Raw genomic sequence first — 25,246 nt, 5'->3', positions numbered from 1 at the left:
GCTCAATGGACAAATCAGCTGAACATTTGGATCCTTGCCGCATGAAAACAAATCCATTGGCGAACCTGGCAATGGTCATGCTGCTGCTCCTGACGGCGTGCGGGGTAAGGACGCCGCCTCGCGCCGGGGAGGATCGTCTGAGGGTAGGGCTGGAGGCTTACGAGCGGGGAGATTATGCCGGGGCTTTGAAGAACCTGGAGCCCCTTGCCAAAAACGGCGATGCCGCCGCCCAGAGCAAGTTGGGGTATATGTATTATCTCGGGCTCGGGGTTCCCGAGGACAACCGGGAGGCGGCAAAATGGTTTGGCCGGGCAGCGGACCAGTGTGACCTGGAAGCGCAGATCAACCTGGCTACGCTGTACCTGCTGGGGGCTGGAGTCGAGCAGGATTTGACGCAGGCTGCCAGGCTCCTGCATCCACCGGCTGAGCGGGGGATCAGTGGAGCGCAGTTCATGCTCGGCATGGTCTATCTGTACGGCAAAGGGGTGGAGCGAGATCCCGTGAAGGCCTACATGTGGCTGGAGCTTGCCGCGATGCGGGGCAGCAGGTCTGCAGCGCAAGCCCGCACGGAGCTGGCGGCAGGCTTGACCCCGGAGCAGATAGATCGAGCCCGTGCGCTCGTGCACGAATGGCGGCCCCGCAGGAGTTGTGAAAAGTAGCGGCTGCAACTGGATGACTGCCGCCTGGGCGCTATTTCGCGGCCACCAGGGGCGGTCGCCGCGGGGACCGCCCAATCCGGATTCAGCAAAGGGGTCTCTATCCTTCGAGCTCAAGCCTTGTGGAAAGAAACCGGAGCATGTCTTTGAGCGTGACGATGCCCACTAACCGACGGTCCTCGACGACCATCAAACGGCTTATGCCGGTGCGGTTCATGTTGGAAAGCGCCCGCAGGGCGTCTTCTTCCGGACTGATGGTGTTGTCCGCCGAGCACTCCAGGCGGAGCTGCCCCACGGTCCTCTCATGGCGCTGCTCTTTGGGCACCTGCTTCACCTGTTTGACGGTGATGCAACCGAGCAGGTTGCCCGAGTCCACGACCGGATACATTTTGAAATGATAATGGTAAATGTAGTCTTCGAGTAGCTGCTCGATGGTGGTGTCCGGTTCTACCGTGACGGGATCAGACTTCATGAAGCGGCGGACGGACTCGCCCTCCAAAACTTTGCGCGCGATGAGCTGCTGATAGGATGTTTGAGCGGCGTTCTGCAGAAACAGGCCGATCAGGATCATCCACATGCCGCCGAATAAATTGTCGGAGAACACCCGATAAAACCCGTACACGATGAGTGCGACGCCAAAAAAGGAACCGATCTGTGAGGAAATGCGGGTCGCCCAGTTCAAGTCTCCCCTGATGCGCCACAGGATCGACCTGAGGACCCTGCCGCCGTCCAGCGGGAACGCCGGAATCAAGTTGAAAGCAGCGAGGATTCCATTGATGATCGCAAGGTACTTGCATATGCCGTTGATTGCAACAGGCCAGCCGCTGTGGTCTCCAACTGCGTAGAGCCAGTAGAAGAGAAGGGCCATGGCGATGCTCGAGAGGGGCCCGACGATGGACATGTAAAATTCCGCCCTGGCGTTGGGAGGCTCTTCGCCCATTTCCGCGACTCCACCGAATATGAACAGGGTGATGCCTTTCATGGACATTCCCTGAGCTCTGGCGACGAGTGAATGCGAAAATTCATGCGCGATGATGGAAATGAACAGGCCGAGGGCCGCCACGATTCCCATCAGCCAATAAGTCTGTGCGGACAGGTTATGGTATTCATAGGGAAAGAAGCCGGTGGAAAGGGACCAGGCAATGAGAATGGCGATGATGATCCAGCTGAAGTCAATGTTTACTTCAAAGCCGAACAGGGTGAACAGGCGTATCTTTTTTCCGAACATTGGATTTCCTCCAGAATCTTCTCTGTGTCTTCGGCAATTTTTATTCCATGGCCCCCGAACAAGTTCCTCGTGGTCGCGGACCAGCGCGGACGGCCCCATCCAGGTTATTCAACGGAAGCTTGCCGGCGGCCTGCAATGATCCTGTCATCGAGGGCCTGCTGCACCTCGGGAATGATCGCCGTGTTCCCCCCCAGTCCACATCCTCCGGTGGCCGCAAAGCTCGGTGGTGAAAATCTTTCCGCATCCCTGTGGCAGTTCGTCGCAAACCTCAGTGGTTTTACGCTGTATCCCTGCCGGGCCGAGACGGGGCGGCCGCATTCCGTTGCGGCCAGCCATAGGAACGTGGCGGCAGGCGGTATGATCTTTTTCAAGTGAGCTTCCAGGTGCAACAGGAAGCTTCTGTCCGGTTGCAGTCGTTTATGCCGTGCCGGATCTCTCCCCATGATGGCGCCGTTGGTCGCCTTGCCCAGATGGTGATGAAGTGTGCCTGCTCCATCCTTGGTTTGTGCTGACCAAACGGGAACGATGTGGATGGTGCCCCCTTCACCCATACCGGTTGGAAAGATTCTGTAACGGGGATCATCGGTGGTGATCACAAACAGAGTACTGATCCCATCCACCGTGATGACGTCATCGGCATAATCGCCAAGTGCCGCTAACACAACGTTTGCGCTGATAATCTTTTGCCCGTGATCGGCGCTGCGCACGACGACCGCAAATTTTCCAAGCTGCCGATCGCATATGATCCCTGTCACCACGGCGTTATCGTATACCCGCACGTGGTTTTCTCCGGCAAGTCTGAGGGCATTATCCTTGTATCCGAGCAGGAAATGACCTCCCGGATATTGAGCGGCATCGATCCGTCCCGCTTGCATATCCTGAAAAACAGCCAATTCGGTCCCGTAAATCGATCTCAATTCGGCAGCGGAAAGACGCTTGCCGAGCAGACCAAACTCACGCTTCAATGCCGCCTTGGCGGCAATCGTGGATTCTCCCGAGACCTCGTACACCACTCGACCGCACAGGTTTATGATGTGTTTGCGAGGATCACTGCCGACGCAGCCCATTTCCTCGAGTGCCTTGATCGTGGCGGCATTTCTCGTGAGATTCATCCTTGCGTAGCGTTTTTCCGAGTCAGTCAATTCCAACAGGGCATACTGTAGAGCGACCTTGATATTTTTCAGAAATTCTCCGGGGTTTGTCCGGGCCAGCCGACTCATGGCGCGGTAATCCATGCGGAAAGACTTGAAGCGCAGGCTTTGCGGGGCCTCGCGTAAGCCCAGCAAGTGTTTGACCTCATTTATAAAAAGGGACTTCGTTTGAAACATTTGGATGAGCCGCTGGTCCATGTCTTCTTCCGGATGTACCGTCCAGCCCGAGAAGGTGAAAATATCCTGCGGATGCGTGATGATGCAATGGCTGCCGCCATGTTTATGCGCCTGATAGGCGACATTCAGGTAGGCAAACATTCCGCCCACCCCCAGAATATCACAGCTTTCGTGGGTGCCCTCCGGTATGGAGCCGCAGGACAGTTTCGGTTTGGAGGGTTTGCCGGCGAGCCGGGCGGGATCCTGATCCTGGTTCATGGATGCCGTATAGTGGTCTATCAGCCGGTCGAGTGCGGCGTTTCCGGAATCCCTGAAAAGCTGAAGCATCTCTTTTCTGTGTGGCTCGCTCACCCCATTGCTGCGGTTGCACTCTCGAATGATTTCTGCGTTGCTCTGGTGATTGTGGCGCTCCAGCAGATTGTGCACTGCTTTTGCGTAATGGCTCGGCATGGTCTTGCTCCTTGTGTCCGTTTGCCCTTGCCCCGGTCCGTTCGCCACCCTCCGGCCGAAAACATACAAGAGCCGAAAATAATCTACAAGCATGTGCTTTTACTTTAAGCCGGCGGCTGAGCTCAATCCAGTGTCGGGTATAAATAAACATCCAGGGGGGCAAAAAATGCACACATACCTGTCATTACCAAAGCCGCAAAGAGCGTTGCCGGTGTGGTTGACGGCTGTAGCGGTTTTCGCTGTTTTGCCGGGGGCTAATAAATCAGCAGAAAAAAGTCAGCGGGCACGGGCAGTCCCGAGTCATTCCTGATGCGGATGTCGACCGTTTGGTTGCCGCCTGTTGCGGGCACACTGGCGGCAATAATCGGAAAGCGCAACCCCACCGATTTTCCCTCGATGGTTGCCAGGGGATAACGCTTGGAAACGTCAAACCCCACATCGATCGCATAACCATCCGTGGTTTTTGCCAGTATGGGAGTGACGCCATTGACGTTGTTGAACCAACGGTCGATGGCCGGGTTACCGAACGGGTCCTTGACCACATGGACCCCTGCGGCAACCAGCATGCCCGCCAGTCTGTGCATGAAAGCCGCCATTTGAGCCCGAGTGACATATTCTTCCGGCCTGAAGGTTCCATCTGGAAAGCCGGTTGTGATGCCGTTTTCCAGTGCCCAGTTGATATCGTCGTAGGCGAAATGGTCGGGCGGTACATCCGGAAAATAGGCGATCACCAGGGTTAGGCCGGCCCCCGCAGCGAAGGCCAGTAAGAGTGATGCCGCCAGTACCCACTTATGCCGCATGGATGGATCATTTTTCATACCTTTGCCTCCCCGTCCTGAACCGGTTGAATGCCTTTCATGCCCTGATCACATCCACCGGCTGAATGCTGGTGGCTTGCTTCGATGGATAGATGCCTGCCAGTATGCCCACCGCTACTGAAGCGAAAAACGCAGTGATAAACCCGGTCAAGGAGAGGACCAGGGGAAGTTGGGATACCCGGAAAATAACCAGGCTCGCCAAAAACCCGAACACAACTCCCACCATCGCCCCACTGAGCGAGATGAACGATGATTCCAGGAGAAACTGCAGGATAATGTCGCGTTTTCGCGATCCCACCGCCCTGCGTATGCCGATTTCTACTTTACGCTCATTCACAATGAGGATCATGATCGACAGAATGCCAATGGCACCGATGAGATAAGAGACGGCGGCGGAGATTCTGCCAAGGATGTTTATCATGGCGGTCGCCTGGGTTTTCAGCTGCAGCACGTCCTTGGAATCGACCACGGTAAAATCATCCTTTTGCCCTGCCTTGATTTTGTGCCGGTGCCTCAGGATCTCTTCTATTTGAGCTTTTGCCGGCGTCATGGACGCGCCCCGGTCCACTTGAACATAAATGGTATTGACAAAATCCTTGTTGACGAATCTGCGCAAAAAAGTCTTGAGAGGGATGAAGATCTGATTGTCCTGGTTGGCGCCGGAAATGTCGACCCCTTTTTCTTCCATAACGCCGATCACCTGGCACGGAACCCGGTAGATGAGGATGTGCTTCCCAAGAGGGTTTGCTCCGGCAAACAGCTTGTCGGCGATTTCTTTGCCAAGGACTGCGACACGGTGTGAATTCCTGTCGTCATCGTCGCTGAAAAAAGTGCCCCGCTCGACTTCAAAGCTCCTGATGGAAGGATAATTGGACGTCACTCCGTTGACCAATATCGACTTGAGGACGATCTGATCGTATCTCACAGGAAATGTCTTGCTGCTGGCCGGGCCCACCTGTGCGATGAAGGGAGACTGATGCATGATGGCCCGGGCGTCCTGGACGGTGAGGGTGGTCGCCTGACTGAGCAATCTGGCTGTTCCCCCGAATGTTCGCACGGTGCCGCTTGCCACCACAAGCATGTTCCTGCCGAGATTGGCAATTTCCATTTCGGCTTTTTTGGCAAGGGATCCCGTCAGATTGGAGACGACAATGAGGGAAAATGTGCCGAGAAACACACCCAGCACTGCAAGTGTGGTGCGCAGCTTGAAACTGTATAAGGATCGCAGCGCGATCTTGAGGTTCAAAATTATTCTATTCACCCTCGTATGGCCTCTATCGGCTTCAGGTTGGCGGCTCTTGCAGCCGGTTGCATTCCAAAAGCGATGCCGATCAACCAGGAGAGCAGCAAACCCAGAGTAAACGCCTTCCAGGAAAAATGCATGGGAAACTCGGCCACGCGAGTCAGCAGTTGAGCAGTGAGAAAACCGAGCACGAATCCTGCCATGCCTCCGAGGGTGGTGATGATCACGGCTTCACCCAGAAATTGCATCAGGATGTCACGTCGTCTGGCGCCAACGGATCTTCTGATGCCGATTTCCTTGGTTCTTTCCTTGACCGACAGCAGAAACAGGTTGGCCAGCACAAATCCGGCAACGATCAGGGATATGACTCCGACGACACCCAAAAAGACAACGAGCGAGCCGGTCAGGGCGACCAGGAACTTAATGATCTCTTTGGGGGATATCACCCTGAAGTCGTCCGGTTCCCCCTTGGGGACCCGATGGCGTTGTCTCAAAAACGATTTCACTTCTTCTTCGTACCCATTGATCCTGCTTTGATCGACGAACCTCAGTTTTATTGCCGAGATGTACTTGGCTTCGTTTTGCATCTTTTTCATGACCGTGCTGATGGGCATGATCAGGCGATCATCCAAATTGCTGCCGGTCGGCGTCGTACCTCGGGAAGCGAGCACTCCGACGATTTCCACCGGTATGCTGTTGACCAGAATGTGCTTGCCCACCGGCTCGATTTCACCGAACAGTTCCAGTGCCAGATGAGTGCCGATCAGACCGACATTGCGCAGCGCCTTGACGTCTTCAGGCGAGATATCCGAGCCTTCCACCACCGGCCATGACCAGGCGTTACTGTAGTCTGAGGAGGAGCCGATCACCCGGGTCTGGTATTTTTGATTGCGGTAGGAAACGGTTACATCCCCGATGGAAGTCATGGGTGCGATCAGGTAGGCGCCGGACAGCGCTTCCTGCAGCGCCCTGACGTCGTCCAGGGTCAAGGTCTTGTCCCGTTGTCCAACGGCCCTGGCCTCCTCACTGCCACTGATCACCAGGAGGGCGTCCGGGCCGAACCGTTCCACCATGTCAAAGGCCTTCTTGTAGGCCCCTTCGGTGGCGGCAACGATAACAGTGATGGCGGCTATGCCGAGGGCCACACTCAGCAGGCAGAAGATAGTCCTCAGCTTGAACGCCTGCACCGCATCAAATGACTGCCCCGCGATCTTGAATATCCTGTGCATTTTCTTCCAACTTCAATCGGCCATCGCTGATGTGCACGACCCTTTTGGCGTACGAAGCCGTGATGCGGTCGTGCGTGATGAGCACCACGGTTTTTCCGTGGCCGTTCATTGCGGCGAGGAGTTCCATGATTTCCCCGGAAGTTTTACTGTCCAGCTGACCCGTTGGCTCATCCGCCAGGATGAGCTCTGCGTCGTTGACCAGAGCCCTGGCAATGGCGACGCGCTGCTGTTGCCCTCCCGACAGCTGATTCGGTTTGAATTTGGCCCTGTCTTCCAAACCGACCAGCTTGAGCAGCCTGAGCGCACCCTCGGTGGCCTCTCGATTGCTGCCGTTGGCCACATAGAGGGTGGGCAATAGAACATTTTCCAGAACGGTGGCATAGGGGAGCAGATAGAAGCTCTGAAAAATAAAGCCGATGTGTTCGTTGCGCAGCAGGGAAAGTTCATCGTCCGACAGGTGCGACACTTCTTTTCCCGCCAGATAATATTCGCCGGCGGAAGGCACGTCCAGGCAGCCGATAATGTTCATCAGCGTGGTTTTGCCGGAACCCGATGGTCCCATGATCGCCAGGAAGTCCCCCGTCTCAATCTGAAGATTAATGTCTTTCAATACCTCGACGGATTCCCCACCCAGTTCATAGGACTTGGTTATGTTTTTTAAAAGACAGATAGCCATCGCATCCGCTCGGATCTTCCTGTTCCTGCGTTTCCGCTCCCCCGGGCTGCGGGTCACTGCCCCTGGCCGGGAGGGATCACCAACCGGGTGGCCAGTACATCCCCTTCTTCGACTCCCGCAATAATCTGCGTATCGTCCTCTCCGCGAATCCCGATTTGCAGCTCCACCTTGACAACCTGATCGGGTCCCAGGACCTTGTAAGCTACCTGCCGTCCCTGCTCAAACTTAACAGCGGCATTGGGCGCTGTCAGTGCGTTATTCACCTGTTTGTAGATGATCCTCACGTGCGTTGTCATTTCCGGCTTGAGGAACACCGCCTCCGCCTCGGGAACCTTTGATATGGCAAGATAGTAGACAATGTTGTCCTTGATTTCCGGTTGCGGATAAATTTTATCAATCGTTCCATGGAATGTCTTGTCCGGATAAGTGTCCACGTAATATTCGACCTGCTGGCCGATGGCCACTCGGCCCACATCCGTTTCATCCACGTAAATCCACATCTCCAGGCGGGATGGGTCGAGAACCGTCACCAGGTTGGCCACCTGCAGCCCGGTTACGATGGTCTCACCTTCCTGCGCCGTCACCTCGGTGACCACCCCGTCAATGGGGGCGACTATCCTGGTATACGACAGATTGACCTGCTGCCGCTGCAAACCGGCTTCAATTTCCGCCACGTCGGCTCTGGCTATGCTAAGCTGAGTATGATATTCCTCCTGCAGACGCTTGAGGTTGGCCTGCGTGGCCTGCAGATCGCTCAGCGCCTTATCCACGGCGTCCCTGGTGGTATATTCGTACTGCAGCAGTTCTTTTTCGCGATTGTAGTTTACCCGCGCATAGTTAAAGTTTGCCCTGGCCTCCTTGATCCGTTCCGGATAGGTCAGCTCCACCTGGCTCAAATTGGCTCGGGCGGAAGCCAGCGCCGCCCGCAGGCGGTCGATCTCTTTCTGTATCTCCCTGTCGTCTATCAGGGCTATGATTTCCCCCTGTTCTACCCGGTCACCGATCTTGACCTTCATCTCGACAATGGTCCCCGTTGCCCGCGCCCCGATTTTTACCAGGGCGCCCACCTGCGGCTTGATGATGCCGGTTTCCACCAGCACGCCGCGGATGCCGCCCAGTTTCACCGGTGCACTCTCCAGCACCGTGATGCCCTCTTTACGGAACAGCTTGGTGTAGCCCAAATACCCGCTTGCGCCCAGGAGTGCGGCCAACACAAGCAAGACAATGATTTTTTTCACTGAACAGTCTCCCTAACGCAACTCATGATCCGTTCATGGTATCCAGAGTCTGCGGCTTCAAGGATGAGAGGCTCTCTATGCCGGCCACCCGCTCGAGCAATGCTTTGGCCAAAACGTGGTTCAGCCGTGAGGAAATCAACTGTTCCCTGGCGTTGGACAATAGACTTTGCGCGGTGACCAGAGACAGAATGTCCCCCTTGCCGACCTTGTATTCGCCGAACGCCTGTGCGTAATTGTGTTCCGCTTCCACCAGTTGCTCTTCAGAAACCTTCACATTCTGAGCGGCCGTCAGCAGGTCCTGGTAGGTTTTTTCCAGATCCAGCAAGAGTTGCCGCCTGGATTCGTCCAATCTTTCCCTGGACGCGCTGATGGCGAAGCTCGCCGATTTGCGCCGATAAAACTTTCCCAAATCAAATATATTCCAGGTCGCGTTCAAACCGACCGCTTTGTCTTCACTCGAAATACCGCGAAATTCCGCAATGCTGCTTTCCGCTTTGCTGTAAGAAGCATTAGCGGTAATTGTCGGGAAAAAGGTGCTGGTTTCCAGGGACTTGGTGTTTTTTGATATCTTGACCTGACTTTCCGCCTGTTTGATTTCCGGCCTCTGCAGCGCCACTGTGGACAACGCACTGATTGTTGGCAATGGCACGGCAAAATCCAGAGATCCCTCCAGATCATAGGGAGTCCCCAGCGGTCTGCCGAGCAGAGAGTTAAAGTCGGACAGGGAGTTTTTGAGTTCGCCCCGACCCTGAACCAGGTTAAACTTCGCCTGTTCCAGCCGCACACCCGCCTGGAGAACGTCCGATAACTTGGCGGCTCCCAGCCTGTTCCTTCCCTGCGCCACCTCGTGGTCTCTTTCGGCATCCTGCAGTTGGATCTCTCTTTGTTGAACAATTTCATGGCGCGCCACGGCGATATAAAAGGCGCTCTTGACATCAAAAAGAAGGTCGATGAGATTCTTGCGATGTTCCTGCTGATCGATATTTAAATTCAATTGGGCGATGTTTCGGTTTGCCCTTCGTTTACCCCCATCAAACAGGATGTAGGACAAGACGACGTCGTAGGTGCTGAGAGTGAAATCTTCCGGCGAACTGTAGATGCGCTCCTGCCTGGTTGTCGCATCGAGGAATGGCAGATAGGGGGAAAGCGAAGCGGTGTAAAGGGCTTCGGTAGACTGTACCTGCTGCTCGGATGCTTGGAATGAGGGCAGCGACCGGCGCGCGAGGGCCATGGATTCTTCCAGTGTGATGGTCGATCCGGATCGCGCCGACAGGCTGATCGCTGCCAGAATGCCAATGCAGAGGAACGCTCTGGTATGGTCGACAAGCTGTCTCATCATCAATTTCTCTCCAGCATTTGGGACTCAACATCCGGCCCCTTGCCCTCAGTGCAGCACCACACAATCAAGCGGCGGAATTCTGCAGGGGGGGTGGAGTCATGCGGTACGCGTAACGAACCCCGGCATGGGTTGGGCGGACTGGCGTGATTGTTGGGTTTCGCTGCGCTCTGTCCAACTACGCCTGCAGGTAGCTGTTGGGTTTCGCTGCGCTCTACCCAACCTACTACGCCTACGCCTGATCCACCATTTGCGACCGATCAGGCGGCGGTCGCCCTGTTTCCAGGGCTGAACCAACGCCGGTCCTGCCCGCAGGGCGCAGTGATGCAGGAGCAATCGAGTGTGCCCCGGGCATTTGTTTTGTGAGTCCCATCTTACAAGTCGCACCGTTGACACCATGCGATGATGATCAATTGATCAGACCAGGCGGGCAGAATAATCAGGCTGCTCATATCGATCACGATATGACGCAGACCTCTTTTTGAACGGTCGCAATGGCGCTTCTTAGAACGGCAACCATATCATCGATCTGTTCTCGTTCGATGATAAAGGGCGGGGCCAGCAGCAAGTGGTCTCCATTGATTCCATCGGCACCTCCGCCGCCCGGATAAGTGATCAGGCCGTTGGCGAATGCTTCCTGGGCTACCTTGGCATTCACTTTAACGGCCGGGTCGAAGGTCGCTTTGGATCGCTTGTCTCTGACCAGTTCGATGCCGGCGAATAAACCCAATCCTCGAACATCTCCCACGATCTCCAGTTGCAGAAGGTCCCGCAGTTTCTCCAGCAGATAGTCGCCCATCCGGGCACAGCGTTGCACCAGTTGATGCTCTTCCATATAGCGGATCACCGCTGCTGCAATAGCGGTTGAAAGGGGATTCTGCGAATAGGTGTGCCCATGGACGAAGCTTCCGGAACCCTGCGCCAGGGCCGAGTGAATTTCCTCTTTGACGATGACCGCTCCCATCGGCGTGTAGCCGGAGCTCAGCCCCTTGGCCGTTACCACCAGGTCAGGCACGACGTCCCAATGATCGAGACAGAAGTTGCGACCGCAGCGTCCGACCCCGGTCATGACTTCGTCGGCAATCAGTTTGACATCATAACGCTCACAGATGGCTCGGATCTTCTGCCAGTAGCCGTTTTTCGGTACCAGCGCACCGGCCGTTGCGCCCACAACCGGTTCGGCAATGAATGCCGCAACGGCGTCAGGCCCTTCATACTTGATGGTACGTTCCAGTTGGTCGGCACATTCCAGGTCGCATTGCTCAGGGGTAGTGCCAAATGGGCATCGATAGCAGTAAGCCGGTTCGATGTGAGGCGTGTGCAGGAAAAGGGGGTGGTAATGTTTTCGCCTGCCGGTGTGTCCGCCCAGTGCCAGGGCGCCCGTAGTGTTGCCGTGGAAGCTGGTCCAGCGGGAAATGACCTTGTACTTGTCGTTCCTGCCGACTTCCCGCCAGTACTGCCTGACCAGTTTGACTGCCGTTTCGACGGCTTCAGAGCCTCCCGAGAGGAAATAGACTCTGTTCAGATCAGGGCTTGAACACAGCCGCGTGATGCGCTCGGCACAGTCAATGGCCGCCTCGCTGCTGAAGTGGCTGCCGTGAGCAAAGGCCAGTCGGTCCGCCTGGGCGAGCATCGCCTGGCGAATTTCAGCCACTCCGTGACCGATGCTAACCACGCACGCGCCGCCAGAGCCGTCGATATAGCGCTTGCCCTGCTTATCCCAGACATATATGCCTTCTCCCCGGTCGACCAGTGGGTAGGTCTTGCGCAGGTTGCGGTAAAAAATGTGATCGTCCATCGCCGGTGAACTCCTCTTGGCGGCCATCCCGCGACCGTCCTGGCAGGTGCCGCAAACGCCCCAACCCTTTTCAGGCAAATACCCCTTCATACTTCTGCACCATGGCCTGCAGCTTGGCGTGTTGAACCTGCAGTTCGGCCAGCATCCTGAGGCGGTATTCAGACGTCACGTCATGCATCCTGTCCAGCAGATTCTGGTAATATGAGACCCCGTCCAGCAGCTTGCTGCGGAATGCCTTCAAATACTTGGTGCTTTGCTCGCTCAGCATGGTTTTCAGCTCATTGATCTCGCTTTCCAGGTAATCGATATTCAATTTGAGCTCGCTGATGAACATGTTCGGTCGCGGTGTGTCGTTGGTGATGCTGTTTCTGCCGTAAATATGGTCGACCATTTCCTGCAGGGATACGATTCTAGAGAAATAGGCCAAATTGGGACCCGGGCATATGGCCGGCGTTGCCCCGGCTTCATTGGGCTCCACCAGGTCATGCGCGAGGATTGCGGCCCCTCCCAGGTCATTGCAGATGCACGACTTGTTGACGATCTTCTCGTAGGCCTTCTGATACGCTTCGGGGTCGAGGGCCTGACTTTCAAGTTGCTGCAGTTTCTTTTTTTGATAGGCGCGGGAAGCAACACAGATCGGAGTGTCGGTAAATTCCGTATTGGTCGCCAGCAAACCTTTGAAACAGGGACTGCCGTGACGGTTCGAGCGAATTCTCTCCATCTTTGTCTGTTCGCTCGACGAAGTCCGTAAATTGCTGAAGGGAACTCCAAGGGGTGATACGTCGCTCAGGTACAGATCATCCTGGTCGGCCCTGCACAGTCTTTCCAGTGTCTGTGGATCGACGGTGGTGGCTTCGGGAACAAGCAGGAAAGCGGTACCCCAGCCAACCGCGTCTATCCCGTAATAGTCCAGTATAAAATTGTGTTCCTGGGCCGTTCCGACTCCGCCCTGGGCGGTGATGCGAAGCGGATGGGGATCGCTGAAGGTGGGTTTGCCCTTGCCGGCCAGAGCCTTATTGTAAATTTCAAAAAGCTCCGCTATCAGCTCCTGTTTTTTCAGCTTGAATTCTTCCAGGTTGGGGCCCATAAGGGAGCCCCCCTGACCGAAAGCGTGGCCTCCGCAGTTCAGCCCGGATTCCACCCGGTACTCGGAAACCCACAGCCCCTTTTTGGCAAAAAACTTGCCCTGGGTGTGAGCGGAACGAAAATCGCTCACCTTGATGACGATCTTCTTCTTTAGGAACCCGCTCTCGTCTGCATGAAAGTCTTTGAACTGTTCTACATAGCTGTATAGACGCCCATTAAAGCCGGCCGAAAATACAATTGCAGCAGTGAGGTCGCTGTTGGCGAACCCCCGCAGAGCGGCCAACGCATCCGAATACTCGGCGGGAAGAGGAGTGCCGCTCTTATCAAAATTCATCCGATCCAATTTGGTCATGATGTTGAGGTCTATGGAACCGGGCCGAATGGCGCTTCTCAACTCGGTCTGCGCCTGTTTTTTGGCAGCCGGGTCGGTGATGGAGAGCATGGTTTTGTAGCGCTGCTTGAGTGCCGAGCTGTCGGACAACAATTCGAAATATTTAGTAATTTCTGTTCCTGCCTGAAACGCCGACGCCTTAAGCTTTGCGAACTGGTCTTTGACCACCCCGTTCAGCAGATTCAAATAGGCGGTAATACGGCGAGCCCGCGCATCGTGATCATACTTATCGATGGGAATGTATTCCCTGCCGGCAAGTTTGCAGTGGAATTTCCTCATTTTTTCGATGAGCAGATCATCCACCGATGAAATGACGGAAGAAATGCCGTACTTGGCTACCTTGACGGGTGATTCAATGGTGAAGGCGGTTCCCATAACAGGAATGTAAAACGAATGAATGTCTGGGTGCATTTGCTCCTCTTTCAAGATGTACCGGAAATGATGATTTCTTTCAGCACCTTACGGTCCGTGTCGGAAAACAGATGGGGGTCGGGAAAAGGGGAGGATCGTTCTCGCTCATACTCGGTGAGAAGAGATGACAGTAGAGCAATCAAGGGCGGCTCCTCCGGCTGTATCGGCTGGGAAGCCTGCGCTTCCCTGACCTGACCTGGTTCACTCTCCTGTTTGTGATGCAGGTGTCCATCCTGCAGGCTGTGATAGATATGCATCAAGCGCCAGGCTTGATCGGAATCGCCCCGCTTCTGTGCCAATTCAGCGAGTATCCTGTAAATGACGGCGTTCCTCTCCAGCTCCTTGCATGCTTCGGTGAGGAGAGCCTCTGCTTCCTGCTCTTCGCCCAGTTCAAACAGCGCCCAACCTAGCAGCACGCGTCCCCTGAAGTGATGGGGATGATAGATCAGGCCGCGCCGGCAGGTTTCCACGGCCTCTTTCCAGAGCTGCCTGGCGCAAAACTCTTGGGCCAGAGGAACAAAAAGCTGCGAGGAGGGATCCTGCGACAGCACGCTGCGGGAAAAATCCAGCAGACTTTCGGTCGACATCGAAAGGTTTGTTTCTCCTCCCAAACCGCAGGCCTCGTCCGGCGTTGCCCCCGTTGGATGTGCTTGGCGGCGCATCTCGGGCGAGGCCCCATGCGATTTTGGGCTGTCCCGGCCGGGTGCCGTATTGCCGGTTGGAGACGTCCGATTCCTGGCGTCTTCATCCCCCATGATTTTATCCTCCTGCAGATCCACAATATCCAGGAGAAACCCTGAAGCCTGGATTTAAGAATATCTCCGGCGCATGGTCAAGGCCTAAATAATATCCGATCCGTCTGAAAATTTCTCCACATCCAGCGGAGGTCCAGCAATTCTCATTTCGACTGCTGTTTGGTGGAGCGTGGGGAGGGTGGATGCGCGCTTTTTGCGCCGTATCCCGCCAACCGGCGCATCCAGGGCGGGTGTCTGCCGTACAAAATGAGAATTGCCGGCAAAGAGGCAGGGTGAGAGGGGTGCTAACGGCGTGATCAATCGATATAGACAATGCTCTCCGGGACCTCCCGCCACCCCTGCAAAATACCACCGGGGCGGCGGGAAACCTCAAAACGGGACGACGCGCAGCATGCCGGCTTCCCGACCAGCTGTGGTGCCCTCGGGAAGCCGCCGGTGCGCATCGCTATTGAACCTTGGCAGCTGCTTCCTGGTAAGCTTTTTTGAGGTCCTCCAGGGATTGCTTGACCCCGGACAGCATAGATTCCCATGACTCTCCGGCAGCATTCTTCAACGCCTCGAGCTTCTCAGCCGCCGCTTGTTTTTTCTCTTCAAGCTGAGAGATTTCCTGGTTCAACGCGGCCTTTTTCTCTTCACTCTCTTGACTCAGCTTGGCCTCCAATTCGGAAATATCCTTCTCCAGCTTAGCGTATTGCCCTTCAAGACCTTTCAGCAACTCGTCCTTTTTCTCGGCCACATAGGTTTTTGCCGTTTCCGCAGCTTCCTTTGCCTGCTCTTTAACCTCTTCGGAAGTCACCTTGCTTGGCTCTTCTTTCTTTTCGGTGTCGCCCCCGCACGCACTCATGAAACCCACCAATGCCACTGCCATGAACATCAAGACGATTCTTTTCATCAGTAATCTCCTCCTTCTCAAACGTTGCGCATAAAATGCCGTTTCCCATCGGACCCCATCGGCCTAAAACTTATTCGATGCCTTATCAAAAGCTTCCTGCAAATCCTTCAGGGCCTTATCGAGTCCGCCTCTCAGCTCAGTCCACGCTTCCGAACCCGACTTCTTCAGTTCCTGCAGCCTCTCCCGCACCTTCTGTCGGTTTTCCTTCAGGTCCTCGATCTGCTGGTAATACTCGGCCTGTTTTTCGGCCTGCTTGCCTTTCAGTCTGGCTTTCAACTCGTTAATCTTTGCACTCAACTGCTCGATACGGGCCTCAATTTTCTTTTCGTAAGCTTGCTTTTCTTCTGTCATCGGTTGCCTCCTTCCATAGGGGACTATCTCAGAATCGCCCTCCAGTGTCAAACCGGCGAACTTGTACGCTCACGCTCTGAGACCTGAGTCCTATTGAAATCACCAGAAAAGATGTGCTTCACCCGTGCACACCAACAGCTAAGCACGCAGGGACGGCCAGTCAAGTCGGCCGCCAATGATGCGCTGCGAGCCGCTTGGCTGCTGCATATCGCCGGCGGCTAGAGCGCTGCAGGGCTCAGCTTGCACGATGGGGATTTATGGTCATGACCGGGACTGCGGATTTTTTCACAACCTGATCGGCCACGCTGCCGAATATCACTTTTTCGAGCCCCTTGCGGCCGTGAGTGCCCATTACGATCAGATCGATCCCTGCGGATTCGGCATATTTGATTATCTCTTCCGCCGGATCTCCCCGCAGCACTTCCACTTTGGCAGCCGGCCACTCCTTGAATTGCTCTGCGGTGAATTCCTGTAACTTCTGCCTGGCACCTTTCACGAGTTCCTCTTCGAATTCGTGGAGAGCCGGATGCGGGATGTAAAATGCCGCATAGTGCTCCATGGAGCTGACCACAAAAAGGATGTGCACTTGTGAATTGAACTTGCCGGCCAGAGTGGTGACGTAGGGAATTATCTTCACTGACACTTCGGAAAGATCAATGGGGCACAAAATCTTTCTGAACTCTTTCATGCAATCCTCCCTGGTGGAACGTTTTGCACTCTCACTCTAGTCGGCCGGAACACCACCGACGCCACCCATAAGCGACAGCAAAAACGCCAGAAATACGGCCTGGATGATCCAGCCGATGGCACACACTCCGACGGCACGCAGCGTACTCTTATAATCCAGGGCCTGTCTGATGGCGATGACCATCGCCGCCAGCATCCAGATGGCAGCAAGCAAAAAGACAATGCCCGTTAAGCCCGGGATAATGCCCAGGATTCGAATCACTCCGGGAGAGCTGGAAAACCCGGTGGTGCGCAGCAACTGACCGAAATCGGCGTGGGTCTGCGGTTCGGGAATCAGCTTTGTGCCGATCAGGTACGCCAGGTAAGCCCACACGTACCAGCCTAGCAGAGCGGCCAGGGTGCCCATGACGAGGCCGCCGATACCGACCTGCTCGATCATCCCTATGCCCGAAGCTATGCTGGCGAGCACCACGACACTCATTGCCTGATACATCGCTCCAGCGTCGGCCTCCACCTCCTCATACAAGTGCGCATCCAACTTGGCGGCTCGAATCATACGATTTTGCATACTCATGCCCGCGATCTCCTCCTTGATTGGGTATCACCTTTTCACACATGCCGTTTTGAACAGTTACCCTAAGGGCACCGGCACGATTGCGCAACACCTGGTGTGACGGCGATTTTTTTTGCGCAGCCGCGCATTGCAATTTTGCCCCATAACCTATAAAAGCATGGATATCATCAGGTCTTGCTACTGTAAAACATAATCAACCGTGACTCGACGAAAGCTTTAGGCATGACTTATGTGTGGTGCAACAAGGAACAATGCCGAATCCCAGCGTTTCGTTGTTTGCTCTGCAGTAAGGAGTGCTATCCGGAACAAGATGCAGGCGGCAGAGATGCGGCAGCTCTGGAACTCCTTCTAAAAACCGGAAAATATGAGGAGCGTTTTGTGATGAAGCGAAAGGAACAAGGGAAAACAGCGGACAGTGCCGGGAAGCGGTCCGGGAAAGGACCAGAGAAGGCGGAAAAGGAGTCCCCTGAAGGCAGCCGGGAACAGGAGGTGCAGGATTTGTTTCTACTGGAAAACGGGCAGCTCAAACCCTTCCGGAGTGAGGACTATACCACTTCGACGCTGTACCAGAGGGTGGAATCCTTTACCGTCGAATGCAAATTGGTGCGCCCGGAGGATCCGGCCAATCTTCTCTATGAGGGAAAAAAGCCATCCAAGAAAACCATTCCCATTGTGGTCACCAGGAACAATGGCTGTCTGCTCCTGGAGTCCTGGGAACAGCTCGAAGCGAATCCCGAACAGCTGGCGGACGCCGCTGAGGTGATAGGTGCCGCGCCCGTAAAGCAGGTCTTCGTGTTGAAGAGAAAATAGCTCTGGTCCATGCCGGGCGGCTGGAAAGGGCGGTGATTGCCCGGCACGCTCCCGGATTGATGCTGCCGGAAACAGAAAAAATTAGAACCGGACGACATTAGCCCTTGGGGCACGGCTCTCATTCCTGCCCGATTCACCTGTCAGCTCGCGGTAAAATTGCAGGGTTTGACGGGCAATCGCTTGCCAGCTGAAATATTGTTCAACGCGCCTGCGAGCAGCAATTCCCATGGCTTCCAGCTTGTCCGGTGCCGACAGGAGTGAATTGATGGCGGCCGCCAGGCTTTTCGAAAACCCGCCCGCATCCCCGGAATCGATCTGTTCCCAAGGTTGAGGTTCAAAGGGTACCAGCAAGCCCGTTTCCCCATCTTCCACAACCTCCACAATTCCCCCCACTGCAGAGGCCACGACGGGGGTGCCGCAAGCCATCGCTTCCAGATTGATGATGCCAAAGGGCTCGTAGATGGAAGGGCAGACGAACACCGCCGCATGCGTATAAAGGCTGATCAGTTGCGGCTTGGGAAGAAACTGTGGGATCCAGATCAGATCGGTTGTGCTGCTATTTTTCGCCGCCGCCACTTTGGCGGCTATTTCCCGCCCCAGTTGCTCGGTATCGGCGGGGCCGGCGCAAAGCACCACCTGGGTGCCGGGATTGAGATCCTTGATGGCATCCACAAAGTAACCGATGCCTTTCTGCAGGGTCATGCGCCCGACAAACAGAACATAAGGTCTGGTCGGATCGATGTGGTAACGCTCCAGAAGCGCAGGATCGGGCGTGGGCTTATACTCATCCAGGTCGATGCCGTTGTGGATGACGCGAATCCTTTCTGCAGACGCCCCGTACAGCTGTTGGACATCGCGGCACATGGAGCCGGACACGGCAATGATGCCGTCGGCGTTCTGGTAGGCGGTCTTCTCGATCCAGGAACTGGCGTTGAAGGCGGCGCCAAGTTGTTCCTCCTTCCATGGCCGGTGCGGCTCGAGGGAGTGTGTGGTCAAGACCAGGGGGACCTGCAGCATCTGCTTGATGAGACAGCCGGCAAAGTGAGTGTACCAGGTATGACAGTGGACCAGGTCCACGTCGTCCAGGGCATCCGCCATGAAAAGATTCTTGTAGAGAGCATCCAGAAACTTGAGATGACGCGGATCGCGCGGTGTCATCTGCAGGGAATTGTCGATTCCGCGGATGGACAATCCGTCGGAGCGGGACTCCTGGTTTCCGAAGCAAAGCACTTCGATGCAATTTGCGCCATTTTCCAGTTTAGCCAGTTCGCGGGTGAGGTACTCAATGTGGACGCCGGCTCCCCCGTAAACATTGGGGGGATATTCGTTTGTCAGCAGGGCGATTTTCATTCCAGCCTCGTGGTTTGTAGTTTGGAGCTCAAGTGATTCATGGCGCTACACGCTTCCCCAGGTACAGACTATTCTCCCCCTCCCTTGCCCACACATCGCGGGCCGCCATGGCGCAGCCACGGGCGGCGTCGAGCGTGGTCGGAATACTGATCGGCCACCTTAAACCGGGTCGAACTCCGCTTGCCCGGCGCATCGGCGCTAGCTTAAACAACCGGCGGCAAAATGTCATGCAAAAACACTTACTCTTAAGGTACTGCGCCACACGTTCCAGCGGCCGCATTCCGCAGCACCTGCATGCTTGCAATTCCACCGCATTTGGGACACCCTGTCGGGCAGAGCTAAAGTTAGCCGACCCATGGGGCTGGATGTTTGGGATTATTCCGTGGGATTTCTGCCGGCAATGACGCGCGCCGCGCCTTGCCGCAGCGTTCCCACGCCGCGGGAAAACAGGAGAAATCGAATGCCCATAGAAAAATTTGTTGGTATCGGAACAAAGCGCAAGGAGGATGTATTTGACTATGTCCTCGTAATCCTCGAGCAGGAACAGCCGACGATCCTTGCTCTGGATGAAAATCCTATTGCGTTCAGCACCTTGATACAAATGCGCCGGGCGCCGGAGCTGTTCAGTGAGAAGTTCGTCCGGGACCAGAAGGTGTTCCTGCTGAAGCGCGGGCTGGAAGTAGGAAACAGCGCCGCCATTGTCTATGCCTTGAAGCACCCCGGCGTTCCCGTTTACTTTGCAGACGGATCGTTTCGTGAGCCCCTTTCGGAGAGCGGAGAAGAAGTGGGAATCTATCCCTACTTCAGTGATGTGGAATTTGCCGCGGCAACGGATATCATGACTACTCCCGTTGAGCTCATCAAAGAGAGGATACCCGTGTATCCCGGCCGTGAGTTTGACTACCAGCTCATCCATGCCTACCAGACGGATGCCGCCAATGAACAGATGGATCGGGCCATCTGGCAGCGCAATCAGTTCACCGCCCGGGTTTTGAACAAAATCATGGAGCAGGCAACGGGCGGCATTCTGGCCTTTGTCGGGGACAGGAAGCGTTTTGCTGCAGAGCTCTATCGGCAGACGCAAGGTCTCACCCAGCAGGAGTCGGCCGACTACAGGCCCCTGCAAGAACTCATCGAGGTGCAACGGATGATCATCTACGATGCACTGCAGCAGTCCCGCACGGAGATTGGTCGATAGCCGGCATTCTCTCGGACCCGTTGCTAGTTTTTGCCGCTGCGGTATCGGGGAGTGCTGCGGTCGCCACGTCCCTGCACAGAACCGCGATATCCGCGCTGGTTGGTGTCCGTTTTGTACCCGCGGTAGCCCCGCTGACCATCATCGCTGCGGTACTGGCGGTAGCTGCGCTGGGTGTTGTCGCGCCGGTAGCCGCGGTAGCCGGGCTTGTCATCGTCTTTCCGGTAGCGCCGATAGCTGCGATCGTAGCGGTCCTTGCCATAATATTTCCCGGGCTTTTGACGATAGTAGCGGTGGCCGTAGTCATCGTGATGACTTCTTTTCTGATGGCCGCCGTAATCATAACTACGGAAGCTGTAGTACCCGAAAAAAGGGGACCAGTAGGAAGGGTACGGCTCGGTGTAGCCGTACGAATAGCCGTAGGTGGATCCATATCCCCCGTGAACGCAACCCGCCATGGCCAGGACCGCCGCCATGACGACCGAAAACTTTAGAATATCGGTGATCCAATTTTTCATCGTGACCTCTCCCGCTCCACCCTCCTGAAGTGACGGCGAACAAAGATTGTCGCTGCAATCGTCATCATTATACACCAATTAACATAAGAACGGATCACTCTTTATTAAAGGGTCACGGCAGCCCGCTGCGCACCCATCCGGCAATCATCATGCCGGGAATGAGGACCAGTTAATCGTGATTGGAGGCAGCCCATCACACCCCCAGGATGTTTCGACCGGATCAATGGGTTCTTCTCACGACCGTTTTAATGTATCATTCCCCTGAGGTGATGTTTTGTCATGCCCCAACGCGCCATGGACAGTGGCGCGGGACTGGCCGTAATGGGAAAGAGAGCTTGGATTCCGGGCGGGGTCGTCAGGCCCCGGGAGGTCATTCGAGAAAGGAGTGCCGCATCGCTATGCCCGCCCCAATCACCTATGAACACATTTTTCAGTGCACCAGCAACGGTGTGGTCGTCACGGATGCTGCGGGCATTATCGTGCACATCAACAGGCAGGGGGAAAAGATCCTGGGATTCAGTGCGGCAAAGCACACCGGCGTTTTTATCTCGGACATACTGCCGCTCACCGGACCGCAGGTGATGAGCTGCCTGAAAAGCCGTCGGGCCAAGTTGGGGCACCATATTATCGGCAAGCAGGTGGATTTGGTGCTCAACATCACTCTGGTGGAAGAACAGGGAGTTATCCTCGGCGCCATCTGCAATTTCCAGGAAATGCGCGCCTTTGAAGCCACTGCCAAGAAGCTTGAATCGTACAAGCAGCTTAACAAGCAACTGGAAACCATTGTCAAGGCGTCTTTCGACGGCATCTGGGTGTGCGACGGCCGGGGCAAGGTGATCAGCATCAACGACGCATCGGAAAGACTCAACGGGATCAAGGCCGCCGACGTCATCGGAAAAAACGTCAAGGAACTGGTGGGTGAAGGCCTGTTCGATCGATCGGTCACCCTCGAAGTCCTCGAGACCAAACGGCAGGTGAGCATCATGCAGCACATCGGCAAGACCGACCGCTTTCTGCTCGCCACCGGAACACCGGCCTTTGACGAAGAGGGCAACATCTATCTGGTGGTGATCAACGAACGGGACATGACCGATTTGAACGCCATGAGCCAGGAGCTGGAACAGAGCTACCAGGTGACCGAAAAATTCAAGGACGAACTGGCCGAACTGAGCATGCTGGAGCTCAAAGGCGACCAGGTGGTGGCGGAAAGCGATGAGATGCGCAAGATTTTGAGCGTTGCCCTCAAGCTCGCCCGCATCGGCGCATCCAATATCCTGCTGTTGGGCGAGTCGGGTACCGGCAAAGGGCTCTTGGCCAAGTTCATCCACCAGAGCAGTGAGCGGCGCAAGAGCCCCTTCATCCAGATCAATTGTGCCGCCCTGCCGGAAAATCTGCTGGAAGCAGAACTGTTCGGCTATGAAAAGGGCGCGTTTACCGGGGCCGCTCAACAGGGAAAGGCGGGGCTTTTTGAACTGGCCCACGGCGGCACCCTGTTCCTGGATGAAATCGGAGATATGCCCCTGCAACTTCAGGGTAAGCTGCTCAAGTGCCTGGATGACCACGAAATCCAGCGGCTGGGAGCCACACGCTCCAGGAAGATCGACTGCCTGATCATCGCAGCCACCAACCAGGATCTGGAAACCCAGGTGAAGAAAAAGCGTTTCCGACCCGATCTCTACTATCGTCTGAATGCCTTCAGCATCAAGCTTCCGCCGCTGCGCGAGCGGCGTGACGATATTTTCGAGCTCACCGATCACTTTCTGAAAAAATACAACCAAGCCTACGGAATGAAGAAAAGAATTCACGCCGAGGGCTTCAACCTGCTGCAGAACTATTCCTTTCAGGGCAACATTCGGGAATTGAAAAATATCATCAAGCGAGCCGTGGTGATGAGCGAAAATCCGGTGTTGGACGATTTTCTGCGCCCGTGCCTGAAAAACGATGCGCCGGTGGAGGCCGGCAACGGCAGACGAACCCCCGGCAGCCGGTCGTTGCACGATGAGCTCATGAGCTTCGAAAGGGAAATAATCCGCAGCGCCATGTTGGACTGCAGCAGCACGCGGGCACTGGCGGCCCGGCTGCACACCAGCCAGGCGACCATCGTGCGCAAGATGAAAAAGTACGGGCTGAGTTTCTGACGGAAGCTATGGCGAGGGTTGCGAGGCCCGCGCAGCGTGTGCCGCCGGCGTGACTCCGGCGGCGTACCGCCCGGGCCCCAGGGGGGTCCGGCGCAACGACCGGCGATTCATTTGTGCATCACTCTCCTTTCTATGTGTTGGATAAAACATATATATTTTTTGTAAAATCAATTGATACGCTTGTGCATCCAGTCTAAGCAATAGATATATAAAGTTTTTTCATATAGACTGATGCAGTTTCGGTTCACTGGTCCCGCTCCAATGCCGCTCCCTCTACTCAACCCCTGGTTATCTCAGGGAATTACAGAATGGCGCGAATATTGCCTCAAGTGAATCCGGGCATCTTGCAACCTCACCATCCCGGCTCAACCGAACAAGGAGCAGACATGAAAGGACCTGTGACCAACGCACAATTGAATGAACGCCGCAGCGCCGCCATCCCCAAAGGCCACGCCAGCCTGACCGGCTGCTACGTGCAGTCCGGCAAAGGAGCGTTGCTCTATGATGTGGAAGGACGGGAATATATCGATTTTGCCGGCGGCATTGCCGTGATGAACGTCGGCCACTCGCACCCCAAAGTGGTGGCGGCCATCAAGGATCAGGCGGAACAATTCACCCACACCTGCTTTATGGTGATGCCGTATGCACACGTCATTTCCCTGGCGGAAAAGCTGCAGGCGGTCGTGCCCGGAAACTTCGCCAAGTCGGTCCTGTTCATCAACAGCGGGGCGGAAGCGGTGGAAAACGCCGTCAAGATCGCCCGCTATTGTACCAAAAGACCGGCCGTCATCGCCTTTGAGCACGGCTTCCACGGAAGAACCATGCTCGGCATGACCCTCACCAGCAAGGTGAAACCGTACAAATTCGGGTTCGGCCCCTTCGTGCCGGAAGTGTATCATGCACCTTTCGCCTATTGCTATCGTTGCCCGTTCAACCTGCAATATCCGTCCTGCGACGTCGGTTGCGCCGATTATCTGCAGGAATTTTTCCTCTCCCACGTGGCCCCCGAATCCACCGCGGCCATGATTGTCGAACCCATCCAGGGCGAGGGGGGCTTCATCACCCCGCCCCCGGAATACTTTCCCAAACTGAAGAAGATATGCGAAGCCAACGGCATCCTGTTCATTGCCGACGAGATTCAGACGGGCATGGGACGCACCGGCACCATGTTCGCCATGGAGCACTGCCAGGTGGAAGCCGATCTCACGACGGTGGCCAAAAGCCTCGCGGCGGGCATGCCTCTCAGTGCCGTGGTGGGACGGTCCGAGCTGATGGATTGCGTGCATGCGGGCGGCATCGGCGGCACCTACGGAGGGAATCCGGTGGCGTGCAGGGCGGCCCTGGCGGTGCTGGAGGTTTTTGAAAGTGAAAATCTGCTGGACAAGGCTAAGCGGCTGGGAGTGATCCTGCGCCGGCGCCTGGACGAGTTCCGGCAAAAATACGCCATCGTTGGCGATGTCCGCGGCATAGGGCCGATGCTCGCCATGGAGCTGGTCAAGGACCGGACCACTAAGGCCCCCGCCACCGATGAGGCCAAAGCCCTGCTCAAATACTGCTTCGACCGGGGGCTGATCATTCTGGCCTGCGGCGGCTACAGCAATGTCATTCGGCTGTTGATGCCCCTGGTCATCGAACAGGATCAACTGGACAAGGGTTTGACCATTCTCGAGGAGGGGCTGAGCTCCCTCGACCAATGACATGGCCGGCACCCCTGCGCCCAGTCCCGGCAACTTTCAACAGATCAAGGCTCAGTTGGAGCCGCGCTGCACCTATTTGATCTTCGAAAGGACCTCGACGGGAGCCGGTGAATCGGCGTTTCCCGAAGTCGGCAAACTGCTTGATCCCTACCGGAGCCGGATCCTCGAGCAGCGCCTCTACTATGACGATGCGGCCGGGCGGCTGTTTATGGTGGTCAAACTTCAGGCTCGGGAAATGTTGGACATCGAAAGCATTGTTGTCCATCCCGGATTGCCGCGCGATGTGGTGGTTTACTTTTACGGCAATCCACCATCGCGCCGGGAGCCCGCGTGACAGCTCCCGGCTGTAATCTCTTGCGGGTGGAAAACCACTAACCACAAGGACCCTAAA

23 protein-coding genes are annotated in these 25,246 nt (G+C 55.8%); 6 read left to right on the top strand and 17 right to left on the bottom strand.

Annotation, left to right across the window (positions count from 1 at the left end):
• The first annotated feature begins 41 nt into the window (after positions 1–41).
• Positions 42–659, top strand: a complete 618-nt coding sequence (locus K1V27_RS15255; RefSeq protein ID WP_258930910.1) for a tetratricopeptide repeat protein — start codon at positions 42–44, stop codon at positions 657–659.
• Positions 660–756: 97 nt separating this feature from the next.
• Here K1V27_RS15255 and K1V27_RS15250 read toward each other — a convergent pair whose 3' ends face one another.
• The 15 genes from K1V27_RS15250 to K1V27_RS15180 form a co-directional block, all read right to left on the bottom strand.
• Positions 757–1,884, bottom strand: coding sequence for a site-2 protease family protein (locus K1V27_RS15250; RefSeq protein WP_258930909.1), 1,128 nt, complete (start codon positions 1,882–1,884; stop codon positions 757–759).
• A gap of 104 nt (positions 1,885–1,988) precedes the next feature.
• Positions 1,989–3,662 (bottom strand): hypothetical protein, encoded by a 1,674-nt coding sequence (locus tag K1V27_RS15245; RefSeq protein ID WP_258930908.1) that lies wholly within the window; start codon positions 3,660–3,662, stop codon positions 1,989–1,991.
• Positions 3,663–3,916: 254 nt separating this feature from the next.
• Complete coding sequence (locus tag K1V27_RS15240; protein ID WP_258930907.1) at positions 3,917–4,480, bottom strand: S-layer homology domain-containing protein; 564 nt, start codon at positions 4,478–4,480, stop codon at positions 3,917–3,919.
• Positions 4,481–4,517: 37 nt separating this feature from the next.
• Complete coding sequence (locus K1V27_RS15235) at positions 4,518–5,741, bottom strand: ABC transporter permease (RefSeq protein WP_258930906.1); 1,224 nt, start codon at positions 5,739–5,741, stop codon at positions 4,518–4,520.
• Positions 5,738–6,952 carry an ABC transporter permease gene (locus K1V27_RS15230; RefSeq protein WP_258930905.1) on the bottom strand — a complete coding sequence of 405 codons (1,215 nt, stop codon included), beginning with the start codon at positions 6,950–6,952 and terminating at the stop codon, positions 5,738–5,740. The genes K1V27_RS15235 and K1V27_RS15230 overlap by 4 nt, the downstream gene beginning before the upstream one ends.
• The gene (locus tag K1V27_RS15225) at positions 6,915–7,628 is read right to left on the bottom strand and encodes an ABC transporter ATP-binding protein (RefSeq protein ID WP_258930904.1); all 714 of its coding nucleotides are present in this window, start codon (positions 7,626–7,628) and stop codon (positions 6,915–6,917) included. The genes K1V27_RS15230 and K1V27_RS15225 overlap by 38 nt, the downstream gene beginning before the upstream one ends.
• A gap of 53 nt (positions 7,629–7,681) precedes the next feature.
• Positions 7,682–8,866 carry an efflux RND transporter periplasmic adaptor subunit gene (locus K1V27_RS15220; protein WP_258930903.1) on the bottom strand — a complete coding sequence of 395 codons (1,185 nt, stop codon included), beginning with the start codon at positions 8,864–8,866 and terminating at the stop codon, positions 7,682–7,684.
• A gap of 22 nt (positions 8,867–8,888) precedes the next feature.
• Complete coding sequence (locus tag K1V27_RS15215; protein ID WP_258930902.1) at positions 8,889–10,205, bottom strand: TolC family protein; 1,317 nt, start codon at positions 10,203–10,205, stop codon at positions 8,889–8,891.
• Between the two features lie 454 nt (positions 10,206–10,659).
• Positions 10,660–12,000 carry an aspartate aminotransferase family protein gene (locus K1V27_RS15210; RefSeq protein WP_258930901.1) on the bottom strand — a complete coding sequence of 447 codons (1,341 nt, stop codon included), beginning with the start codon at positions 11,998–12,000 and terminating at the stop codon, positions 10,660–10,662.
• 70 nt (positions 12,001–12,070) lie between these two features.
• Complete coding sequence (locus tag K1V27_RS15205; RefSeq protein ID WP_258930900.1) at positions 12,071–13,888, bottom strand: hypothetical protein; 1,818 nt, start codon at positions 13,886–13,888, stop codon at positions 12,071–12,073.
• A gap of 11 nt (positions 13,889–13,899) precedes the next feature.
• The gene (locus tag K1V27_RS15200) at positions 13,900–14,643 is read right to left on the bottom strand and encodes a tetratricopeptide repeat protein (protein ID WP_258930899.1); all 744 of its coding nucleotides are present in this window, start codon (positions 14,641–14,643) and stop codon (positions 13,900–13,902) included.
• A 445-nt stretch (positions 14,644–15,088) separates the two neighbouring features.
• Complete coding sequence (locus K1V27_RS15195) at positions 15,089–15,535, bottom strand: sll1863 family stress response protein (RefSeq protein ID WP_258930898.1); 447 nt, start codon at positions 15,533–15,535, stop codon at positions 15,089–15,091.
• A 63-nt stretch (positions 15,536–15,598) separates the two neighbouring features.
• Positions 15,599–15,886 carry a sll1863 family stress response protein gene (locus K1V27_RS15190; protein WP_258930897.1) on the bottom strand — a complete coding sequence of 96 codons (288 nt, stop codon included), beginning with the start codon at positions 15,884–15,886 and terminating at the stop codon, positions 15,599–15,601.
• 235 nt (positions 15,887–16,121) lie between these two features.
• On the bottom strand, positions 16,122–16,574 hold the full coding sequence (locus K1V27_RS15185; RefSeq protein WP_258930896.1) for a universal stress protein: 453 nt from the start codon (positions 16,572–16,574) through the stop codon (positions 16,122–16,124).
• Between the two features lie 36 nt (positions 16,575–16,610).
• Positions 16,611–17,147: a YIP1 family protein gene (locus tag K1V27_RS15180; protein ID WP_258930895.1), complete on the bottom strand. Its 537-nt coding sequence runs from the start codon at positions 17,145–17,147 to the stop codon at positions 16,611–16,613.
• A 381-nt stretch (positions 17,148–17,528) separates the two neighbouring features.
• Here K1V27_RS15180 and K1V27_RS15175 point away from each other — a divergent pair, with 381 nt between their 5' ends.
• Positions 17,529–17,957 carry a hypothetical protein gene (locus tag K1V27_RS15175; RefSeq protein ID WP_258930894.1) on the top strand — a complete coding sequence of 143 codons (429 nt, stop codon included), beginning with the start codon at positions 17,529–17,531 and terminating at the stop codon, positions 17,955–17,957.
• Positions 17,958–18,038: 81 nt separating this feature from the next.
• On the opposite strand, the gene glgA is transcribed toward K1V27_RS15175, so the two are convergent.
• A complete protein-coding gene (gene glgA, locus K1V27_RS15170) occupies positions 18,039–19,307 on the bottom strand; it encodes a glycogen synthase (RefSeq protein ID WP_258930893.1) in 1,269 nt (422 codons plus the stop codon).
• A gap of 460 nt (positions 19,308–19,767) precedes the next feature.
• Between glgA and K1V27_RS15165 the strand changes: the two genes are divergently transcribed.
• Positions 19,768–20,505: a hypothetical protein gene (locus K1V27_RS15165; protein WP_258930892.1), complete on the top strand. Its 738-nt coding sequence runs from the start codon at positions 19,768–19,770 to the stop codon at positions 20,503–20,505.
• A gap of 23 nt (positions 20,506–20,528) precedes the next feature.
• On the opposite strand, the gene K1V27_RS15160 is transcribed toward K1V27_RS15165, so the two are convergent.
• Positions 20,529–21,020: a hypothetical protein gene (locus K1V27_RS15160; RefSeq protein WP_258930891.1), complete on the bottom strand. Its 492-nt coding sequence runs from the start codon at positions 21,018–21,020 to the stop codon at positions 20,529–20,531.
• Positions 21,021–21,418: 398 nt separating this feature from the next.
• Between K1V27_RS15160 and K1V27_RS15155 the strand changes: the two genes are divergently transcribed.
• The 3 genes from K1V27_RS15155 (at position 21,419) to K1V27_RS15145 (ending at position 25,189) form a co-directional block, all read left to right on the top strand.
• On the top strand, positions 21,419–23,158 hold the full coding sequence (locus K1V27_RS15155; protein ID WP_258930890.1) for a sigma 54-interacting transcriptional regulator: 1,740 nt from the start codon (positions 21,419–21,421) through the stop codon (positions 23,156–23,158).
• 386 nt (positions 23,159–23,544) lie between these two features.
• The gene (gabT, locus tag K1V27_RS15150; protein ID WP_258930889.1) at positions 23,545–24,855 is read left to right on the top strand and encodes a 4-aminobutyrate--2-oxoglutarate transaminase; all 1,311 of its coding nucleotides are present in this window, start codon (positions 23,545–23,547) and stop codon (positions 24,853–24,855) included.
• 1 nt (position 24,856) lies between these two features.
• Positions 24,857–25,189 carry a hypothetical protein gene (locus tag K1V27_RS15145; protein WP_258930888.1) on the top strand — a complete coding sequence of 111 codons (333 nt, stop codon included), beginning with the start codon at positions 24,857–24,859 and terminating at the stop codon, positions 25,187–25,189.
• Positions 25,190–25,246: the final 57 nt, after the last annotated feature.

Origin of the sequence: Desulfoferrobacter suflitae, assembly GCF_022603395.1 — a bacterium.
GTDB lineage: Bacteria > Desulfobacterota > Syntrophobacteria > Syntrophobacterales > Syntrophobacteraceae > Desulfoferrobacter > Desulfoferrobacter suflitae.
Note: the sequence above shows the minus strand (reverse complement) of the source record. Positions and strands in the feature narration are given on the sequence as shown.

Excerpts from the sequence above, each read along its gene's own strand:
- K1V27_RS15255 (WP_258930910.1), top strand. The coding sequence starts at position 42 with ATGAAAACAAATCCATTGGCGAACCTGGCAATGGTCATGCTGCTGCTC.
- K1V27_RS15250 (WP_258930909.1), bottom strand. The coding sequence starts at position 1,884 with ATGTTCGGAAAAAAGATACGCCTGTTCACCCTGTTCGGCTTTGAAGTA.
- K1V27_RS15245 (WP_258930908.1), bottom strand. The coding sequence starts at position 3,662 with ATGCCGAGCCATTACGCAAAAGCAGTGCACAATCTGCTGGAGCGCCAC.
- K1V27_RS15240 (WP_258930907.1), bottom strand. The coding sequence starts at position 4,480 with ATGAAAAATGATCCATCCATGCGGCATAAGTGGGTACTGGCGGCATCA.
- K1V27_RS15230 (WP_258930905.1), bottom strand. The coding sequence starts at position 6,952 with ATGCACAGGATATTCAAGATCGCGGGGCAGTCATTTGATGCGGTGCAG.
- K1V27_RS15225 (WP_258930904.1), bottom strand. The coding sequence starts at position 7,628 with ATGGCTATCTGTCTTTTAAAAAACATAACCAAGTCCTATGAACTGGGT.
- K1V27_RS15215 (WP_258930902.1), bottom strand. The coding sequence starts at position 10,205 with ATGATGAGACAGCTTGTCGACCATACCAGAGCGTTCCTCTGCATTGGC.
- K1V27_RS15210 (WP_258930901.1), bottom strand. The coding sequence starts at position 12,000 with ATGGACGATCACATTTTTTACCGCAACCTGCGCAAGACCTACCCACTG.
- K1V27_RS15205 (WP_258930900.1), bottom strand. The coding sequence starts at position 13,888 with ATGCACCCAGACATTCATTCGTTTTACATTCCTGTTATGGGAACCGCC.
- K1V27_RS15200 (WP_258930899.1), bottom strand. The coding sequence starts at position 14,643 with ATGGGGGATGAAGACGCCAGGAATCGGACGTCTCCAACCGGCAATACG.
- K1V27_RS15195 (WP_258930898.1), bottom strand. The coding sequence starts at position 15,535 with ATGAAAAGAATCGTCTTGATGTTCATGGCAGTGGCATTGGTGGGTTTC.
- K1V27_RS15190 (WP_258930897.1), bottom strand. The coding sequence starts at position 15,886 with ATGACAGAAGAAAAGCAAGCTTACGAAAAGAAAATTGAGGCCCGTATC.
- K1V27_RS15185 (WP_258930896.1), bottom strand. The coding sequence starts at position 16,574 with ATGAAAGAGTTCAGAAAGATTTTGTGCCCCATTGATCTTTCCGAAGTG.
- K1V27_RS15180 (WP_258930895.1), bottom strand. The coding sequence starts at position 17,147 with ATGAGTATGCAAAATCGTATGATTCGAGCCGCCAAGTTGGATGCGCAC.
- K1V27_RS15175 (WP_258930894.1), top strand. The coding sequence starts at position 17,529 with ATGAAGCGAAAGGAACAAGGGAAAACAGCGGACAGTGCCGGGAAGCGG.
- glgA (WP_258930893.1), bottom strand. The coding sequence starts at position 19,307 with ATGAAAATCGCCCTGCTGACAAACGAATATCCCCCCAATGTTTACGGG.
- K1V27_RS15165 (WP_258930892.1), top strand. The coding sequence starts at position 19,768 with ATGCCCATAGAAAAATTTGTTGGTATCGGAACAAAGCGCAAGGAGGAT.
- K1V27_RS15160 (WP_258930891.1), bottom strand. The coding sequence starts at position 21,020 with ATGAAAAATTGGATCACCGATATTCTAAAGTTTTCGGTCGTCATGGCG.
- K1V27_RS15155 (WP_258930890.1), top strand. The coding sequence starts at position 21,419 with ATGCCCGCCCCAATCACCTATGAACACATTTTTCAGTGCACCAGCAAC.
- gabT (WP_258930889.1), top strand. The coding sequence starts at position 23,545 with ATGAAAGGACCTGTGACCAACGCACAATTGAATGAACGCCGCAGCGCC.
- K1V27_RS15145 (WP_258930888.1), top strand. The coding sequence starts at position 24,857 with ATGGCCGGCACCCCTGCGCCCAGTCCCGGCAACTTTCAACAGATCAAG.